This window comes from Myceligenerans indicum (assembly GCF_016742955.1).
In the GTDB taxonomy this organism is placed as follows: Bacteria; Actinomycetota; Actinomycetes; order Actinomycetales; family Cellulomonadaceae; genus Myceligenerans; species Myceligenerans indicum.
In genome coordinates, this window is the sequence record NZ_JABBYC010000010.1 from 98081 (window position 1) to 115872 (window position 17792).

At 73.7% G+C, this 17792-nt stretch carries 17 protein-coding genes; 3 read left to right on the forward strand and 14 right to left on the reverse strand.

What is annotated here, in order from left to right:
* Positions 1-32: 32 nt before the first annotated feature.
* The 5 genes from lgt to HGK34_RS08670 form a co-directional block, all read right to left on the reverse strand.
* The gene (lgt, locus tag HGK34_RS08650) at positions 33-932 is read right to left on the reverse strand and encodes a prolipoprotein diacylglyceryl transferase (RefSeq protein WP_201846208.1); all 900 of its coding nucleotides are present in this window, start codon (positions 930-932) and stop codon (positions 33-35) included.
* A 29-nt stretch (positions 933-961) separates the two neighbouring features.
* Positions 962-1855, reverse strand: coding sequence for a tryptophan synthase subunit alpha (trpA, locus tag HGK34_RS08655; RefSeq protein ID WP_201846178.1), 894 nt, complete (start codon positions 1853-1855; stop codon positions 962-964).
* Positions 1855-3162 (reverse strand): tryptophan synthase subunit beta, encoded by a 1308-nt coding sequence (trpB, locus tag HGK34_RS08660; protein WP_201846179.1) that lies wholly within the window; start codon positions 3160-3162, stop codon positions 1855-1857. Before trpB ends, trpA begins: the two co-directional genes overlap by 1 nt.
* A 158-nt stretch (positions 3163-3320) precedes the next feature.
* On the reverse strand, positions 3321-4136 hold the full coding sequence (gene trpC / locus HGK34_RS08665) for an indole-3-glycerol phosphate synthase TrpC (protein WP_201846180.1): 816 nt from the start codon (positions 4134-4136) through the stop codon (positions 3321-3323).
* A gap of 164 nt (positions 4137-4300) precedes the next feature.
* Positions 4301-5638, reverse strand: a complete 1338-nt coding sequence (locus tag HGK34_RS08670) for an 8-amino-7-oxononanoate synthase (RefSeq protein WP_201846181.1) — start codon at positions 5636-5638, stop codon at positions 4301-4303.
* A gap of 163 nt (positions 5639-5801) precedes the next feature.
* Between HGK34_RS08670 and bioB the strand changes: the two genes are divergently transcribed.
* Genes bioB through bioD form a run of 3 tightly spaced genes read left to right on the forward strand, consistent with a single transcriptional unit; the run spans position 5802 to position 9080 of the window.
* On the forward strand, positions 5802-6860 hold the full coding sequence (gene bioB, locus HGK34_RS08675) for a biotin synthase BioB (protein WP_201846209.1): 1059 nt from the start codon (positions 5802-5804) through the stop codon (positions 6858-6860).
* Complete coding sequence (locus tag HGK34_RS08680) at positions 6853-8226, forward strand: adenosylmethionine--8-amino-7-oxononanoate transaminase (protein WP_201846182.1); 1374 nt, start codon at positions 6853-6855, stop codon at positions 8224-8226. Before bioB ends, HGK34_RS08680 begins: the two co-directional genes overlap by 8 nt.
* The gene (gene bioD / locus HGK34_RS08685; protein WP_201846183.1) at positions 8223-9080 is read left to right on the forward strand and encodes a dethiobiotin synthase; all 858 of its coding nucleotides are present in this window, start codon (positions 8223-8225) and stop codon (positions 9078-9080) included. The genes HGK34_RS08680 and bioD overlap by 4 nt, the downstream gene beginning before the upstream one ends.
* Here the strand turns inward: bioD and HGK34_RS08690 are convergent.
* From HGK34_RS08690 to HGK34_RS08730, 9 genes are all read right to left on the reverse strand, one after another.
* Entirely contained in the window at positions 9064-9546 is a 483-nt protein-coding gene (locus HGK34_RS08690; protein WP_244666547.1) for a DUF2752 domain-containing protein, read from the reverse strand. The two genes, bioD and HGK34_RS08690, sit on opposite strands and share 17 nt — an antisense overlap.
* Positions 9543-9812 carry a DUF4190 domain-containing protein gene (locus HGK34_RS08695; RefSeq protein ID WP_201846184.1) on the reverse strand — a complete coding sequence of 90 codons (270 nt, stop codon included), beginning with the start codon at positions 9810-9812 and terminating at the stop codon, positions 9543-9545. The genes HGK34_RS08690 and HGK34_RS08695 overlap by 4 nt, the downstream gene beginning before the upstream one ends.
* Entirely contained in the window at positions 9809-10054 is a 246-nt protein-coding gene (locus tag HGK34_RS08700) for an HGxxPAAW family protein (protein ID WP_201846186.1), read from the reverse strand. The genes HGK34_RS08695 and HGK34_RS08700 overlap by 4 nt, the downstream gene beginning before the upstream one ends.
* Before the next feature lie 58 nt (positions 10055-10112).
* Positions 10113-10790, reverse strand: coding sequence for a Trp biosynthesis-associated membrane protein (locus HGK34_RS08705; protein ID WP_201846188.1), 678 nt, complete (start codon positions 10788-10790; stop codon positions 10113-10115).
* Complete coding sequence (locus HGK34_RS08710) at positions 10787-12382, reverse strand: anthranilate synthase component I (RefSeq protein WP_201846190.1); 1596 nt, start codon at positions 12380-12382, stop codon at positions 10787-10789. Before HGK34_RS08710 ends, HGK34_RS08705 begins: the two co-directional genes overlap by 4 nt.
* Positions 12379-12837: a phosphoribosyl-AMP cyclohydrolase gene (hisI, locus tag HGK34_RS08715; protein ID WP_201846191.1), complete on the reverse strand. Its 459-nt coding sequence runs from the start codon at positions 12835-12837 to the stop codon at positions 12379-12381. Before hisI ends, HGK34_RS08710 begins: the two co-directional genes overlap by 4 nt.
* Before the next feature lie 54 nt (positions 12838-12891).
* Positions 12892-13542 (reverse strand): hypothetical protein, encoded by a 651-nt coding sequence (locus tag HGK34_RS08720; RefSeq protein WP_201846193.1) that lies wholly within the window; start codon positions 13540-13542, stop codon positions 12892-12894.
* Positions 13543-13743: 201 nt separating this feature from the next.
* On the reverse strand, positions 13744-15642 hold the full coding sequence (locus HGK34_RS08725) for an ABC transporter ATP-binding protein (RefSeq protein WP_201846195.1): 1899 nt from the start codon (positions 15640-15642) through the stop codon (positions 13744-13746).
* Complete coding sequence (locus HGK34_RS08730) at positions 15639-17519, reverse strand: ABC transporter ATP-binding protein (protein WP_201846196.1); 1881 nt, start codon at positions 17517-17519, stop codon at positions 15639-15641. Before HGK34_RS08730 ends, HGK34_RS08725 begins: the two co-directional genes overlap by 4 nt.
* Positions 17520-17792 lie beyond the last annotated feature (273 nt).

The following is a 17792-nucleotide window of genomic DNA, read 5'->3' on the forward strand; positions in this document are numbered from 1 at the left end:
ACTGGGCGCGCTGCCGATGGGTGGTCGGCCGCTCACGCCCTTCGCATGGTCTCGGGTCCCGTTCCGGTGGTGCCCGGATCCGGTTCCCGCTCCACCGATTCCTCCCGCTGAGGGAACCGGCGTGCCAGGACCACCGACATTGCCAGAGCCACGAGCCCCAGCACTACCGACGTCCAGACATTGAGCCGGAGACCCAGCAGGATCTCCGTCTCGTCGATCCGCATCATCTCGATCCAGACCCGGCCGAGAGTGTAGAGCACGACGTACGCCCAGAATACTCGGCCATGACCGAACTTGAACCGCCGGTCAAGAAAAAGCAGAACTCCTGCCGCCAGGAGGTTCCACAGGACCTCGTACAGGAACGTGGGGTGAAAGGTGGTTCCCTCGGGGTAGGCGACGCCCGTGGCGGGGTTCGTCACGAGGTGCTCGCGCGTGATCTCCAGCGCCCACGGCAGGTCGGTGGGCCGGCCGTAGAGCTCCTGGTTGAACCAGTCGCCGAGCCGCCCGACGGCCTGCCCCAGGAGCAGGCCGGGCGCGACGGCGTCGGCGAACGAGGCGAACCGCAGGCCGCGGACGCGGCAGCCGATCCAGGCGCCCAGCGCCCCGAACGCCACCGCGCCCCAGATGGCCAGGCCGCCCTCCCAGAGGCGCAGCGCGGCGAGAGGATCGGCCCCGGACCCGAAGTAGGTCTCCGGCAGGGACAGGACGTGATAGATCCGTCCGCCGACGAGGCCGAACGGCACGGCCCAGAAGGCGACGTCCAGGACATCCCACGGATCACCTCCGCGTGCCCTCCAGCGCACCATCGTGACCCAGGCCGCCACCACGATCCCAGCCAGCAGCGCCACCGCGTACGCCCGGACCGGGACGACTCCCAGATACCAGGTGTGCTCGGGCGGGCTGGGCAGGCTCGCGGGAAGCCACGACGGGATCACGTACTCTCCGGTTGCTCGGCGGCAGGTCAGTGCGCGCCGTGCGCGGCGCGTGCCGACCGTACCCCGGAAGCCAGGTCACGGGTGACCTCGGCCAGATTCCTGAGACGCACGTCCCACGGATCGTCCCCGAGAAGCGGCCGGACGAGAGCCGACCCCACGATCACGCCGTCCGCCCAGCGCCCCACCTGAGCGGCCTGCGCCCCCGTGGAGACGCCGATACCCACGCAGACGTTCTGCGCGCCGGCCGTGCGGGTGTCGGACACGAGCTGCTCGGCGCGGTCGCCCACGCTGGCCCGCTCGCCGGTGACGCCCATGAGGGACGCCGCGTAGACGAAGCCGCGCGACGCCTGCGCCGTGAGCGCCAGCCGCCGGGGCGTGGAGCTCGGCGCGACGAGGAACACCCGGTCCAGGTCGTGCTCGTCGCTCGCCGCGATCCACGCGGCGGCCTCGTCGGGAATGAGGTCCGGGGTGATGAGCCCGGAACCGCCCGCGGCGGCCAGGTCCCGCGCGAAGTCCGCGACGCCGTACCGCAGCACCGGGTTCCAGTAGGTCATGGGCAGCACCGCAACGTGCGGGGCGTGCTCCCGGATGCGTCGCACGGCCTCGAACACGTGCGCCACCCGGACGCCCGCGTCCAGCGCGGCCTGAGCGGCCTGCTGGATCACGAGGCCGTCCATCACCGGGTCGGAGTACGGGATGCCCAGCTCGACGATGTCCACACCGTTGTCGGTGAGCGTCAGCAGGGCCTCGATCGACCGCTCCACGTCCGGGAAGCCCACGGGGAGGTAGCCGACCAGCGCGGGCCGGTTCTCCTCGGTGCGCAGGCGTGCGATCAGTTCCCCCGCGCGGGGGGCGGTGGCCCGCACGCCGCCGGGTTCGGCGGTCGTCCCCGGTCCGGTGGTCGAGCTCGTCGCGGCCATCACCCTCGTCCTTCCATCTTCTCCAGTTCCTCGGACGCCACGCCCTCGTCGAGCAGGCCGAACCACCGTGCCGCGGTGGCCACGTCCTTGTCCCCGCGGCCCGACAGGTTCACGAGGATCGTGTACGGCTCGCCGTCCGGGCCGGTCCTGCCCCCGGCAACCGCCCGGCGGCCCAGCCGCAGCGCACCTGCCAGGGCGTGCGCGGACTCGATGGCGGGAATGATGCCCTCGGTGTGGCACAGCAGCCGGAACGCGTCCATCGCCTCGGCGTCCGTGACGGGCTCGTACTCCGCCCGCCCCAGGTCGTGCAGCCACGAGTGCGCCGGCCCGACGCTCGGATAGTCCAGCCCCGCCGAGACCGAGTGGCTGGGACGGGTCTGCCCGTCCTCGTCCTGCAGCAGGTAGGAGCGCGCGCCGTGCAGCACGCCGGGCGCCCCGCCGGAGAACCGCGCCGCGTGCCGTCCGGTCTCGACGCCCTCGCCGCCCGCCTCGAACCCGTACAGCGCCACGCCCTCGTCGTCGAGGAACGCGTTGAAGATGCCCAGCGCGTTCGACCCGCCGCCGACGCACGCCGCGACGACGTCGGGCAGGCGGCCCGTGCGCTCCAGGATCTGCCCGCGGGCCTCCTCGCCGATGATGCGGTGGAACTGCCGCACCATCTCCGGGAACGGGTGGGGTCCGGTGACCGTGCCCAGCACGTAGTGCGTGTGCTCGACGTTGGTCACCCAGTCACGCAGGGCCTCGTTGATCGCGTCCTTGAGCGTGCGCGTCCCGGCCGTCACCGGCACCACCTCGGCGCCGAGCAGCCGCATCCGGGCCACGTTCAGCGCCTGCCGGCGGGTGTCCTCCTCGCCCATGTAGACGACGCACTCGAGATCCATGAGGGCTGCCGCCGTCGCCGTGGCGACGCCGTGCTGGCCGGCGCCGGTCTCCGCGATCACGCGCCGCTTGCCCATGCGCTTGACCAGCAGCGCCTGGCCCAGCACGTTGTTGATCTTGTGCGAGCCGGTGTGGTTCAGGTCCTCGCGCTTGAGCAGGACGCGCACGCCCGGGTGCGATCCGGACCGCTCCGTGTCCCCCGTCGCGTGCGCCGCGAAACGCGCCACCTCGGTCAGCGGGCTCGGGCGGCCGGTGTACTCGCGGTGCAGCCGGGCGAGCTCGTCGGCGAACGCCGGATCCCCGGCAGCCTTCGCGTACTCGGTCTCCAGCTCGTCGAGGGCCGCGATGAGCGCCTCCGGCACGAACCTGCCGCCGAACTCACCGAAGTACGGCCCGCTCACATCCGCCAGCCGTTCGGCCAGGCTCATGGGTGTCTCTCCTTCGTGGTACTACGTTCTCGTCGTTCTCGCCGCCGCCTGCCGCCGTCGTGATCACCACCAGGCCGTCTCCACCAGGCCCGGCCGTGTCGGACCGTGCCGCGAGGGTGGGGACGGTGTCGTGAGGAGCGGTTGCGGCGGTCCTCACCTCACGAGGGGCGCACGGAGCGCAGCGACGGATGCGCCCCCGCGGCCACGAGGTCGGCCACCGAGGCGCGCGGCGCCTCGCCCGTCACGAGGGCCTCGCCCACGAGGACGGCGTCGGCTCCCGCACGGGCCATCTCCATGACGTCCCGCGGTCCCCCGATGCCGGACTCCGCGATGCGCACGACGTCGTCCGGGACGTAGGGGGCCAGCCGCTGGAACACCGTCATGTCGATCTCGAGGGTCTTGAGGTTGCGGTGGTTGATCCCCACGACCCGGGCGCCGGCGTCCAGGGCGCGGCGCACCTCTTCCAGGTCATGTGTCTCGACCAGCGCGGTCATGCCCAGCGAGTGCACGCGCTCGATGAGCGATGTGAGCACGGTCTGCTCCAGCGCGGCCACGATGAGCAGCACGATGTCGGCTCCGTGTGCGCGCGCTTCCCACACCTGGTAGGGCGTGACGATGAAGTCCTTGCGCAGCACGGGCACGTCCACGCGGGCACGCACGCCGTCCAGGTCCGCCAGGGACCCGGAGAACCGGCGCTGCTCCGTGAGCACGGAGATGGCTGCCGCGCCGCCGTGGGCGTACTCCACCGCGAGCGCCGCGGGATCGGTGATCTCGGCGAGCGATCCCTTGGACGGGCTCGACCGCTTCACCTCGGCGATGACGGCGACCGCCTCGGGGTCCTTGAGCCGGCCGACGGCGTCCAGGGCGCCGGGCACGCGCGAGGCCTTCTCCTTGAGGTCGTCGAGGGGCGTGCGCGCCTCGCGCTCCGCGAGGTCCTCGAGGACCCCTGCGACGATGTCGTCCAGGACCGCCATACGTGTGCCTCCCGTGCGCTTGCCTGAGCTGCGATACCCGCCTCGCGGTTCATCGTAGGACGTCCCGGCGGGTTTCCCTGTCACGCGCCACCTGTCGGGACGTGCGCGCGCTCCCAGCATGGACCATCCGGGCACGTCGGGCACCTCGGGCGGCCGGGATGTCCTCACGGAGCCGTCCGGGCGATCGTGGCGGCCGCACGGGTGATGTCCTCCGGCGTCAGGGTCGCTCGTGCCGTGAGGCGCAGGCGGGGCCAGGGGACGGACGGGGGCCGGAAGCAGTGGACCGTGATGCCCTCCGCGCGGCAGCGGGCGGCCCAGGCGACGGCGTCCGGGGCCGACGGTGCGGGAACGGAGACGACGGCGCCGCCGGGGCGGGTCGCGTCCAGGCCGGCGGCGCGGAGCCGGGCGGACAGGTCCGCCGCCGCCGCCCGGCATCGCGTGGCGCGTTCGGGCTCGCGCCGCAGCACCCGCAGGGCGGCGAGGGCGGCGCCCGTCGCGGCGGGGGCGAGGCCCGTGTCGAACATGAAGGTGCGTGCGGCGCTGACGAGATGGTCGATGACGCGTGCCGGGCCGAGGATCGCCCCGCCCTGGGAGCCGAGGGCCTTGGACAGCGTGACGGTCGTCACGACGTCGGGAGCGCCCGCCAGTCCGGCCTCGTGCACGCTGCCGCGTCCGCCGTCGCCGACGACGCCGAGTCCGTGGGCGTCGTCGACCAGCAGGCCCGCCCCGGCCGTGCGGCATTCGCGGGCGAGCTCGCGCAGGGGTGCCACGTTGCCCTCGACGGAGAAGACGCCGTCCGTCACGACGAGGACGGGGCGGTTCGCGGGACGCGGGGCGACGGCGCCCGCCCGGCCGGGGTCGGCCCGGTGGGCGAGGTGTTCAGTGCCGGCGGGATCGTGCGGGCCGCTGGGGCCGGGCGGACGGGCGTGGCCGGGCGGACGGGCGTGGCCGGGCGGACGGGCGTGGCCGGGCGGACGGGCGGGGCCGGCGGCGTCGCGGCGGGCTTCCGCGAGCCGTGCCGCGACGTCGGCGGGTGACGCGTGGCCCGCCACGTGGACCTCGGCGGCGGCCAGGCGGCAGCCGTCGATGACCGAGGCGTGGTTCCCGGCGTCGGACACGACCAGGGCGCCGCGCGGGGCGAGCGCCGCCAGGGCACCGAGATTCGCGGCGTACCCGCTGGCCAGGACCAGAGCTGCCTCGGCACCGCAGAAGTCGGCCAGGGCCGCCTCGAGCTCGGTGTGCAGGTCGGTGGAGCCGGTCACGAGCCGCGATCCGGTCGCGCCCGCACCCCAGGTGCGCGCGGCCTCGGCGGCGGCGTCGGTCACCTCGGGGTGCCGCGCGAGCGACAGGTAGTCGTTGCTCGCGAGGTCCAGGGCGTCGTCGTCGGCGGCGCGGGGCCGGATCTCTCGCAGCAGGCCCGCGTCGCGACGGCGCTCGGTCTCGGCCTCCACCCAGCCGAACGGGTCCGGGCCAGGCACCGGCCCGTTTTGTAGGTTTCCCATCAGTGCTCCCTGAGTCACTGCGAAGGTATCCGCCGATACTCCTGGTGTGACCTGCCGGGTGCCACACAGCCCGCCATGGATGTTGTCGCTAACTCACAGTTCACGCGGGGCCGTCTGTCGGTGAGGATCGGACATCGTGAGCACCGTCGCCCTGTCAGAGCTGTTGTCGTCCCTCGTCGCGAAGGGTCTCGCCGCCGACCCGGAGGACCCCGTCACCCGGGCCGAGGCCCTGGCCGTCCTGGCCACCGGGGACGACGACCTCCTGGACGTCGTCGCGGCGGCCGGGCGCGTGCGGCGCCGGTGGTTCGGCCACCGCGTCAAGCTGAACTATCTGGTCAACCTCAAGTCCGGGCTGTGTCCGGAGGACTGCTTCTACTGCTCGCAGCGGCTCGGGTCCCGTGCGGACGTGCTGAAGTACACGTGGCTCTCGGCGCAGGACGCGGCCGACGCCGCGGCCGCAGGAGTGGCGGGCGGGGCGAAGCGGGTGTGCCTCGTGGCCAGCGGCCGTGGCCCGACGGACCGGGACGTGGACCGCGTGGCCGGGGTGGTCGAAGCCGTCCGGGAGCGCAACCCGGAGGTCGAGGTGTGCGCCTGCCTGGGGTTGCTCCGGGACGGTCAGGCGGCCCGGCTGCGCGAGGCCGGCGTGGACGCGTACAACCACAATCTCAACACGTCCGAGGCGACCTACCAGGACATCTGCACCACGCACGAGTTCTCCGACCGGGTGGACACGGTGCGGCAGACCCAGGGTGCGGGTCTGTCGGCGTGCTCGGGACTGATCGCCGGGATGGGCGAGAGCGCCGAGGACCTCGTGGACGTGGCCCTGGAGCTGCGGACGCTGGATCCGGACTCGGTACCGGTGAACTTCCTCATGCCGTTCGAGGGAACGCCGCTGGAGGGAACGTGGGAGCTGACGCCCGCGAAGGCGCTGCGGATCCTGGCGATGGTGCGGTTCGTGCACCCGGACGTGGAGGTGCGGCTGGCCGGGGGCCGCGAGATGCACCTGCGGACGCTGCAGCCGCTGGCCCTGCACTGCGCGAACTCGGTTTTCCTCGGGGACTACCTCACCAGCGAGGGGCAGGCCGGACGGTCCGACCTGGAGATGATCGCGGACGCCGGGTTCGTCGTGGAGGGCACCTCGACCGACACGATGCCGGCGCACCGGCAGGCCGTCGTCCCGCGCAAGCGCGGCGCGGGCACGGAGGTGGCACCCAATGCGTGAGGCCCTGCCTGCCGCGGACCTCCTCGCGCTCGACCGGGCACACGTGTGGCATCCGTACGGGCCCATGCCGGGGACGACGGCGCCGCTCGTCGTGTCCTCCGCCCGGGGCATACGGCTCCGGCTGGCCGAGCCCGCGTGGGGGCAGCACGAACTGGTCGACGGGATGTCGTCCTGGTGGGCGGCGATCCACGGCTACCGCAACCCCGTGCTCGACGCGGCGGTGCGCGACCAGCTCGGCAGGATGAGCCACGTGATGTTCGGCGGTCTCACCCACGAGCCCGCGGTGCGTCTCGCCGCGCGGCTCGTGGAGATCACGCCGGAGCCGCTGCGACACGTGTTCCTCGCGGACTCCGGGTCGGTCGCGGTCGAGGTGGCGCTCAAGATGTGCCTGCAGTACTGGGCGTCGCTGGGCAGGCCGGCGAAGCGGCGCTTCCTGACCTGGCGCGGCGGGTACCACGGCGACACGTGGCACACGATGTCGGTGTGCGACCCCGACGGCGGCATGCACAGCCTCTGGTCGGGGGCACTGCCGGAGCAGGTGTTCGCACCTCCGCCGCCGGACGGGCCCGGCACCCTGGACGACGCGGCGGACGGCGGCACGGCCGGCGGTCCGGCCGGCGCCCGCGGGACCGATCACGGCGAGGAGCACGCGGCGTACGCACGGTCCCTGGAGACGCTGGTCGCCGAGCACGCGCACGAGCTGGCCGGCGTGATCGTGGAGCCCGTGGTGCAGGGCGCCGGCGGGATGCGTTTCCACTCCCCCGCCCACGTCCGCGCCCTGCGTGAGATCTGTGACCGTCACGACGTGCTGCTCGTGCTCGACGAGATCGCCACCGGGTTCGGCCGCACCGGCGCCCTGTTCGCGGCCGACCACGCCGAGGTCGCACCGGACGTGATGTGCGTGGGCAAGGCCCTGACCGGCGGCTACCTGACGCTCGGCGCGACCCTGTGCACCTCGCGCGTGGCGGACGGGATCTCGCGCGGTGAGGTACCGGTGCTCGCCCACGGCCCGACCTTCATGGGCAACCCGCTGGCCACCGCGGTGGCCGTGGCATCGGTCGAGCTGCTGCTCGGCCAGGACTGGCAGGCGCAGGTACGCCGGATCGAGAGGGGCCTGCGCTCGGGACTGTCACCGGCCCGGAACCTTCCCGGGGTGCGCGACGTGCGGGTGCTCGGCGCGATCGGCGTCGTGCAGCTCGACCACGAGGTCGACCTGCCCGCGGCGACCCGCGCCGCAGCGGCCGAGGGCGTCTGGCTGCGGCCTTTCCGCGACACGATCTACACGATGCCGCCGTACATCACCGACGACGCCGACCTGGCGCGCATCTGCGCGGCGGTCGTGGCGGCGGCCGAGGCCTGCACATGACGACGCCCGGCACGCCAGGTGGTCCGACGCGCCACGGACGGCAGCGCGGCACGCGGACGGATCACGGGCGAGCCAACCGCCGGACCGGCCCCGGCGAGGTGCTGGTCGTCACCGGGACGGGGACGGGCGTCGGCAAGACCGTGGTCACGGCCGCGCTCGCGGCGGCCGCGCTCGCCGGCGGCCGCTCGGTGGCCGTCGTCAAGCCGGCGCAGACCGGGGTGCTTGCGGACCAGGCCGGTGACGTGCAGGAGGTCGCTCGCCTCGCGGGCGACGTGACGGCGTACGAGCATGCCCGCTACCCCGAGCCGCTGGCCCCCGCGACGGCTGCCCGCCGCGCGGGAACGGCACCCGTGCGCATCCCTGACGTGGCCCGCCAGGTGCGCCGGCTGGCGGCGCACCACGACCTGGTCCTCGTCGAGGGAGCGGGAGGCCTGCTCGTGCGGTTCGACGACGACGGCGCCACGCTGGCGGACCTCGCGCGCACGCTGGAGGCGCCGGTGCTGGTCGTGGCGGCCGCGGGCCTGGGCACGCTCAACACGACCGCGCTCACCGCCGAGGCTCTGCGATCCCGCGGCCTGGCATGCCGCGGTGTCGTCATCGGGAGCATGCCCGACGGCCCGGACCTGGCCTCCCGCTGCAACGTCGAGGACCTGCCGCTGGTGGCCGGTGCCCCGCTCGCCGGCGTCGTCCCGGCAGGTGCCGCCGTTCTCGAACCGGCGACCTTCCGCGCGCGGTCCGCGACCTGGTTCACCGATGGACTCGTCGGACGGGAGGCTCCTCGTCCGCGGGCCGGGAAGGGTGCCGGCACGGATCGGGCGGACCCGAGGCGAGATCAGGTCAGAGCCACGAGGTGAGATAGGGGGCCAGCGGCGGGAGGTTGCGCAGAACCCCGAACACCACCAGCAGGCCCAGCAGGCTCCACGCCGTCCAGGACGGCAGCCGAGGACCGTCCAGGCCACGGGCCCGGCGAAGGGCCCACACACCCCACAGCACCACCAGGGCCGGCGCGAGCAGCACCCAGAGCGGGTTCATCGCCCAGGCGCCGGCCAGGTCCAGGTGAGCCAGCTCGTACGTACCGCGCAGGCCACCGCACAGGGGACAGGCCCATCCGGTGAGCACCAGCAGGGGGCAGAAGCCGTAGCTGTTCGGCGCGTGCGGGCTCCGCAACGCGACCAGCAGCGTCCCCGCGCCGACCGTCCCCGCCGTGACCAGCGGCGCCCGCAGGCGGTGCCACATCGCCGGGACGGGCTCGGCAGGCGACGCCCCCGGGCCCGGGGCCCCGGCGCCCTGGTCCGCGGTGGCGGTCGCCGGTGCCGTCATCGGCCGCCCGTCACCATCAGGTAGATGACGACGCCCCCGCCGACCAGCGTCAGCGCGATCGACGCCCAGCCCAGCAGCACGCCGGTCATCGCGACGCCCTCGTTGTCGGCCTGTCCGGCGCGCACCGCGCGACGGCCGTCGTTGCCGACCACGATCGCCGGGATGCCGGTCAGGACGCCCAGGAAGAGGAGGAACGACGCACCGCCGAGCACGAGGGACCAGATGCCCAGCGAGTTCCGGGCCCGGCCGGGCGCCGCCGCGCTCATCGCTGCCCCATGCCCATCCCTCGGAGCACACCGCCCAGCACGAGGCTCCCGACGCACACCACGAGCCCGGCCCAGAACAGCCAGAACGCGCCGTTGACGACGACGCCCGCCGTCGAGACGAGAGCACCGACCATGATGCCGATCATGGTGACCCAGGCGGCCACCGTGTGCCCGTGGTTGTGCGGCGGGGTGGCCTTCGGCAGGTAGGCGACCTCGGCGGCTGCGGACTGGTTCTCGGTCATCGTGGTGTGGTGCCTTTCGACGTCAGGATCTCGGGCGACAGTGCCGCCCTGACCCAGCCTAACGGTCATCGCGGGTCGGGTCCTCGCCACGGGTCAGCGCGTCCCAGTCGTCGGCCGGGTCCGGCCCTTCCCCGGGCGCGTCCGCCTCGGACGGCTCCGGCGTCCCGGGCCCCGTCCGTACCGCCGCCACGGTGCCTGGTTCACGGTCATCACCCCGCGCGCCGTCCCGCTCGTGGCGGCGGGATACCTGCGGCCAGCGCCGTGCGGCGAACGCCGCCACGACCGCCACGAGCACGGCCAGCACCCCCGCGGCCGCCGTCGTCCACGGCCACGGGGTCAGGACCACGGGCCCGGTCAGGTCCGTGACGCCCGCGGCGTCGGCCGCCGCCGACGCGCCGGCGGCGGCACGGTCGGCGATGACGGACAGCGCACCGGCGCTCACGCCGGCACCGGCGAGCGCGGCGACCGTCAGGACGACGTACCGCCCGGCCCGGCCGGTCAGCGCGAGCGCCGGACCGCACGCGAGCAGCACGAGTGCGGCCGCGCCGACGGCCGGGGCGGCATCGGCACCGGTGGCCGCGACGGCGACGTCGGGCCGCAGCGCCGTGGCCACCTCGGTGGTCAGCCACGTCACGGACGTCGCGGCGAGGGAGACGCCGCCGAGCGCCACGAGGGCCCCCAGCACGCGTGTCCGGGTCAGCGGGGTCCGGCGGCCCGCGGCCGTGGGCGCGCTCATGCGGGACCGAACCGGGCGGCGAGCTGCACGGCACGTACGGCGGCGGCCGCCTTGTTGCGTGATTCCTCGTACTCCAGGCGGGGTACCGAGTCGGCGACGATCCCGGCGCCGGCCTGTACGTGCGCGCGGCCGTCGGCGATCATCGCCGTGCGGATCGCGATGGCCATGTCCATGTCGCCGTCGAAGTCGAAGTAGCCGACGGTGCCGCCGTAGATCCCGCGCGAGGCGGGCTCGAGCTCGTCGATGAGGGCGATGGCCCGCGGCTTCGGTGCGCCGGACAGGGTGCCGGCGGGGAAGGTGGCGCGGAGCGCGTCCAGGGCGGTGGCCTCCTCGCGGAGCCTGCCCACCACCGTGGAGCACATGTGCATGATGTGGCTGAAGCGGCGCACCCGCATGAACTCCACGACCTCCACGGACGTGGGCTCGCAGACCTTGACGAGGTCATTGCGGGAGAGGTCGACGAGCATGAGGTGCTCGGCACGCTCCTTCGGGTCGGCCAGCAGCTCCTCCCCGAGAGCCACGTCCTGTTCGGGATGAGTCCCCCGAGGGCGGGACCCGGCGATCGGGTAGGTGGTGACGTGGCCGTCGCTGACCTTCACCAGCGTCTCGGGACTGGAGCCGACGACGGCGACCGGCCTCCCGCCGTCGTCCTGGAGCCGGAAGTAGTACATGTAGGGGCTCGGGTTGATCGTGCGCAGGGCCCGGTACACGTCCAGCGGGTCGGCCGGACAGTCCAGGTCGAGACGCTGGGACAGGACCACCTGGAAGACCTCGCCGTCACGGATGGCCTCCTTGGCGACGGCCACGGCGTCCTCGAACTCCTCCTGCGTGGAGCGGAACTCCAGGACGGGCTCGGCGGCACGCTCCGTGGTGGCCGGAGCGACGATCGTGGTGACCGGCCTGCTCCCGGCCGCGAGGCGGGCCTGCATCGCGTCGAGCCGGGCGACGGCGTCGGCATGCGCCTCGTCGACCCGTTCGGCCGTGTCGTCCGCATTGATCGCGTTGGCGACGAGCCACACGGTGCCCTCACGGTGGTCGACCACCGCCAGGTCCGTGGCCAGGCACAACGCCAGTTCGGGGGCGTGGAGCTCGTCCGGGGCGTCCGCGGGCAGGGTGGGCTCCCAGTGGCGCACCACGTCCCACCCGAGCGACCCGGCGAGCCCGCCGGTGAACGGCGGGAGGTTGGCCAGGCGCGGGGTGTGCAGAGCCTCCAGGGTCGCCTGGACGACGTCGAGCACGTCGCCCTCGGCCGGGATGCCGACCGGGACGTCGCCCGTCCAGCGTGCACGGCCTCCCGCGGAGGTGAGCACGGCCCGGGAGGACACCCCCACGAACGACCAGCGCGACCACTCCCCCGTGGCCTCGGCCGACTCCATGATGAACGAGCCCGCGCCGGAGGCGAGCGTGCGGTAGAGGCCGACGGGGGTGGTGTCGTCGGCGAGGAGTCTGCGCACCACCGGGATGACGCGGCGGTCGGGGGCTAGCGCCCGGAAGTCCGCGAGGCCGGGCCAGGTGTCGCCCCAGGCGAGGTCGGCGGGGGCTCCCGTGGGCGCGGCGCCTGCGGGTGCGGCGTCGGCGGTCTGCTGGGTCACCGGTCCTCCTGACGGGCCTGGGTGGTGGCGGAGCCTGCCGCCGGGGCGGTCCGGCCGGCGGCCTGCGGGCGGGCGGCAGGCGTGGCACCGAGGTCACCGCCGGCCTCGAAGCAGGTGCGCGCGCCGGTGTGGCAGGCCGCGCCGACCTGGTCGACCTCGACGAGCAGCGCGTCCCCGTCGCAGTCGATGCTGACGGACTTCACGTACTGCACGTGCCCCGACGTGTCGCCCTTGCGCCAGTACTCACCGCGCGAGCGCGACCAGAACGTCACCCGGCCCGAGGTGAGGGTGCGGCGCACCGCCTCGTCGTCCATCCAGCCGAGCATCAGCACCTCACGGGTGTCGTGCTGCTGGATGACGGCGGCCACGAGGCCGGCGTCGTCCCGCCTCAGCCGGGCGGCGACAGCGGGGTCGAGTCGGGAGTCTGCTTCGTTCTCGGAGCTGGAACCTTGCACAGGAGAATCCTGCCACCTGTGACGCGCCGGGGCTGCGCCGTCCACAGGGGCGGCTCAGCGGCGGAGCGAGGGCCTCCACGGCACCCGGGCGTTCACCGGTGCGCGGTACCGGAGCAGATCGCCGTCGAACACGACACGGCCGGGCAGTGACAGCAGCGTCTGCGGCCGCACCTGGCTGCGCGGGATGCGCAGGTCGCACACGCCCGCCTGGTGCAGCACGTGGTAGACGAACTCGGAGCAGAAGAAGCGGTAGGCGTCCTCCTTGGCCCGGCCGGTCACGTGGTCGAGCAGCCCCGTGAAGTTGTACCGGTAGCGGTGCCCGTCCAGCAGGAAGGCCTCCACCTGCGCACGCACGGCTTCGTGCTGCGCGCCCGTGACGGGTACCTCCAGCACCAGCCCGGGAAGGCTTCCCATCCGCTCGTACAGCGGGTCGTCCAGGCGCTCCCGCCGGAAGCAGCCGGACAGGGGGTTGGTCGTGCCGCGCCGCCCGAACCCGAACATGTACTCCAGCCCCGGGTCGAGGGCCAGCGCGGCATGGGTGAGCCGGTCTCCCGTCATGACGCCGATGAGCCGGGACGGCACGGTGCTGCTGCGGGACAGCACCACGTACACCGCATGTCCCGGGCCGCCGAGGCCGCGGAGGGCCTGCGGACCGGTCGGGGAGACGGGAACTGCGGCGGTACGGGGGATGTCGATGACGCTCACGCGGCGACGCTAGCCTGACCCTCACTCCGCTGACCAGTACGTACGCCGAATCTCCGGGTGCACTCGGGGGACCCCCCGAGTCCGGCGCGGCGCGCCGTGGGGATGATCGCCGCCCCCACGGCAGCCGACCGGACAGCCGACCGGACACAGGTCGCGCGCGACCCGGCACCGCCGAGACCGTGCGGCAGCCGGTGGCGCGGCTCACCTCGTCTGGGCCACCCAGCTCGCGTGCATGCGGGAGTAGGTCCCGCCCGCCGCCACCAGGTCCGTGTGCGGGCCGGTCTCGACGATCTCGCCGGCGTCGACCACCACCACCAGGTCCGCCGCCTCCGCGGTGGAGAGGCGGTGCGCGATCGTGATCGTGGAGCGGCCGGCCGTGAGGGAGTCGAGCGCGCGGGCGATCCGCACCTCGGTGGCCGGGTCCACCGCCGACGTCGCCTCGTCCAGCACCAGAAGGTCCGGCGCGGCGAGGAACGCGCGCGCGATCGCGACGAGCTGCCGCTCCCCCGCGCTCAGCGCCTCGCCGCGCTGGCCCACCTGGGTGTCGAGCCCGTCGGGCAGGGAGCGGACCCAGTCCGTCAGCCCGAGCTCCGCGAAGGCGGCCGCGACCACGGAGCGCACCTCCTCCGCGGCAACGCCGTCCGCAACGCCGTCTCGCGCCGCCGGGCCCGCGCCGGCCACCGCACGGCCCGACCCACCGCGCAGCCCGTACGCCGCGTTCTCCAGCACACTGCCGTCGAACAGGAACCCCTCCTGCGGCACCAGCACGACCCGCTCCCGCAGCGAGGCGAACGAGACCTTCCGCAGATCCGTCCCGTCCAGCTCGACGACGCCGTCCACCGGGTCCATCAGCCGCGTGACGAGCTTGGCGATCGTCGTCTTGCCGGACCCGGTCTGCCCGACGACGGCGACCTTGGTACGCGGCGGCAGGTCGAGCGAGACGCCGTGCAGCACGTCCGGCCCGCCCGTGTAGGCGAACCGCACGCCGCGGAGCGTGACGCGGGCCGGGCCGCGCGGCAGGTCGACGGCGTCGGGCGCCTCGGTGACCTCGACCGGGGTCTCCAGGACCGCGATCACGCGACGCCAGCCGGCCACGGCGTTCTGCATCTCGTTGAGGATCTCCGTACCCATCTGCACGGGGCCGGTGAACAGCTGCACCAGGAACAGGAACGCCACGACCTCGCCCGCGCTCAGCGCCCCGCCGATACCGAGCCACGCACCCAGCACCACCACGACGGCCAGGACGAAGTTGGCCACGAACACGCCCGAGGAGAACACGAACGCGACGAGTTCCATCGAGCGCCGCTGCGCGCGGCGTGTCGCCTCGACGGCTCCGGAGATGCGCCGCCCGGTCCGCTCGGACACGCCGTAGGCACGCACGGTCTCCGCGCCCACCACGGACTCGCTGATCGCGCCCAGCATCGCCCCGACGCGCTCGCGCACCAGGGTGTAGGCGCCGTTGACCTTGCGCTGCCCCACTCGCATGAACAGGAACATCGGCACGAAGCACACCCACACGACGACCGTCAGCACCGGCGAGTACCAGGCCATCAGCGTGGTCGCCACGAGGATCTGCAGGATGCTGACCAGCAGCATGATCCCGCCCCACTGCACGAACAGCGAGATGGTGTCGACGTCGTTGGTCACGCGGGCCACGAGGGCTCCGCGCCGCTCGGTGTTCTGCGTGAGGGTCGACAGGTCGTGCACGTGCCGGAAGGCTCGCGTGCGCAGGGTCGCCAGCCCGGCCTCCGTCGATCGGAACAGCCGCACGTTGACCAGTGCGGCGCACACCCCGGCCAGGACGAGCCCTGCCGCGGCCAGCGCGGTGAGCGTCACGACGCGGCTCGCGTCCGGCCCTCCCTCGGCGAGGATCCCGTCGTCGATGGTGCGCTGCACCGTCAGGGGCACCACCACCTTGCCGCCCGCGGCGAGTACCGCGAACGCGAGCGTGACCCAGATCCCGTTCAGGATCTCCGGGGAGAGCTGGATGCCGCGGCGCAGCGTCGCGAACACCCCGAGACCGCTCACCGACTCGATGCGCGCACCGTTCGCGTCGAGCTCGTCCTCGCTGACCACCGGCTCGGCCGTCGTGGCGCTCATCGGGCAACCTCCTGCAGCTCGTCGTCGCGCGGGGCCTCGTCCCCGGCGCGTTCCCGGCGTTCCGCCTCGGCCTGGTAGGCCGTGGCGAGCTCGCGGTACCCGGGGTCGCGAGCCATGAGGGCCTCGTGCGGGCCGACGTCGACCACGCCGCCCTCGTCCAGGTGTACGACCGTGTCCGCGAGCGCGACCGAGCTCATCCGGTAGGCGACCATGATCACGGTCGTGGCCCCCGGGGCGCCGTCGTCGCCCGTGCCCGGGGCGGACTGCTCGGCGAGACCGCGCAGGATCGCCTGCTCGACGCGCGGGTCGACGGCGCTGGTGGCGTCGTCGAGCACGAGCAGGCGCGGACGCCGCACCAGCGCACGCGCGATGGCGAGGCGCTGGCGCTGGCCACCGGACAGGTTCGCGCCCCGCTCGCCGAGAGGCGCGTCGAGGCCGTCGGGGTGGGCACGGATCGTGTCGTCGAGCCGCGCGAGACGCAGGGCCTCCCAGACCTGTTCGTCGGAGGGCGCGCCGTCGTCGCCCTGGTCGGCGAGCGTGATGTTGGCGCGCACCGAGTCCTCGAACACGAACGTGCTCTGCGTGACGAGCGCGACCTGCGCGGGGATCTCGCCGTCCCGCAGGTCACGCGCGTCGGCCCCGTCCAGCAGGATGCGACCGCGCGTGGGGTCGGACAGGCGTGCGAGCAGCGAGACCAGAGTGGTCTTGCCGGAGCCCGTGGGACCGACGACGGCGACCGTCGCCCCCGCGGGCACCTCCAGGTCCACGGCGTCCAGGAGCGTACGTCCGCCGGTGCCCGTGCCTGGGACGTCGACCCCGACCTGCTCGAACCGCACGGCCAGGCCCACGCCTGACCTGGGCATCCGGTTCGTACCGTGGGTGAGTTCGCCGTCCGCGTCGACCACCTCCGCGATCCGGTCGTAGCCGACCAGGGCGCGCGGCAGTTCGCCGAGCACCCAGCCGAACGCCATGAGCGGCACGGTCATCATCGTGAGCAGATAGGCGGCACTCACCACATCGCCCGCCTCGACGCTGCCGGAGGCGGCGCGCCACGTACCGACGGCCAGCACGACGAGGGTGCCGAGGGCGGGGAGGTTCTGGATGACCGGGTCGAAGACTGCCCGCACCACGCCGACACGCACGTTCGCGCCGCGCAGCTCGTCCGCCGTGGCGGCGAAGCGGGACTCCTCCCGCCCCTCGGTACCGAGGGCCTTGACCAGGAGCGCGGCCTCGAAGGACTCGTGTGCGACGTCGGCCACGTCACCGCGCAGCTGCTGGGCCCGGGTGACCGCCGGGGACATGTGGCGCTGGTAGATCGTGTTGGCGACCACCGTGACCGGGAAGATCACCAGGGCGGCCAGCGCCAGCCACGGGTCGATGGAGAACAGCATCGCCACGGCGGTGCCGATCATCACCACGACGCCGAGCGCGAAGGGCAGAGGGTTGAACACGCCGTTCGCGGCCTCCGCGTCGGAGGTGGTGTGGTTCAGGAGCTGCCCGGCCGGGTGGGCACGGTGCCAGGAGACCGGCAGCCGCAGGTACTGCGTGGTCAGGGCGCTGCGGTGATCGGCGATGTTGTCCGCGAAGCCGTAGCCGGCCCAGATCCGGCGGCCTGCCACGGACAGCGCCAGCGTGAGGGCCACGGTCCCGAGAACGGCCCCGGCGACCCAGACGCGGCCGCGTGCCGCCTCGTCACCGGCGATCGCGGGGACGACGACGGCGTCGGTGGCCCAGCCCACGGCACGGCTGACGCCCACGGTCATGGCGCCGAAGAGCGCCGACGCGGTCACGGCCAGCGCGTAGGTGCCCGGGTGGGCACGCATTCCACGCCACATCAGGACGAGGGAGCGTCGCGTCCGGGAGCCCGTCAGCGTCATGGGACGAGGATGGTATCCAGGCCGGTGGGGACCAGGGTCCGAGGCACCGGCCGCGTCCGAGGGGGTGGCTCGGGGCGCGGGTGAGGGCACGGCGAGACCTCGCTTCTGTCGGGGATCTGTCGATCTTCTCACGCCCCGGGAAACGATTCGACCGGTTTTCGCCGAGGGCGTCACCGACGTTAGGACTTCAACCCCGGTTGAGGTCAAGAAGTGCGGGACACGCCGGCCCGCTCACCCGCGTCCCTGCCCCAGCCCTGTCTCTTATACACATCT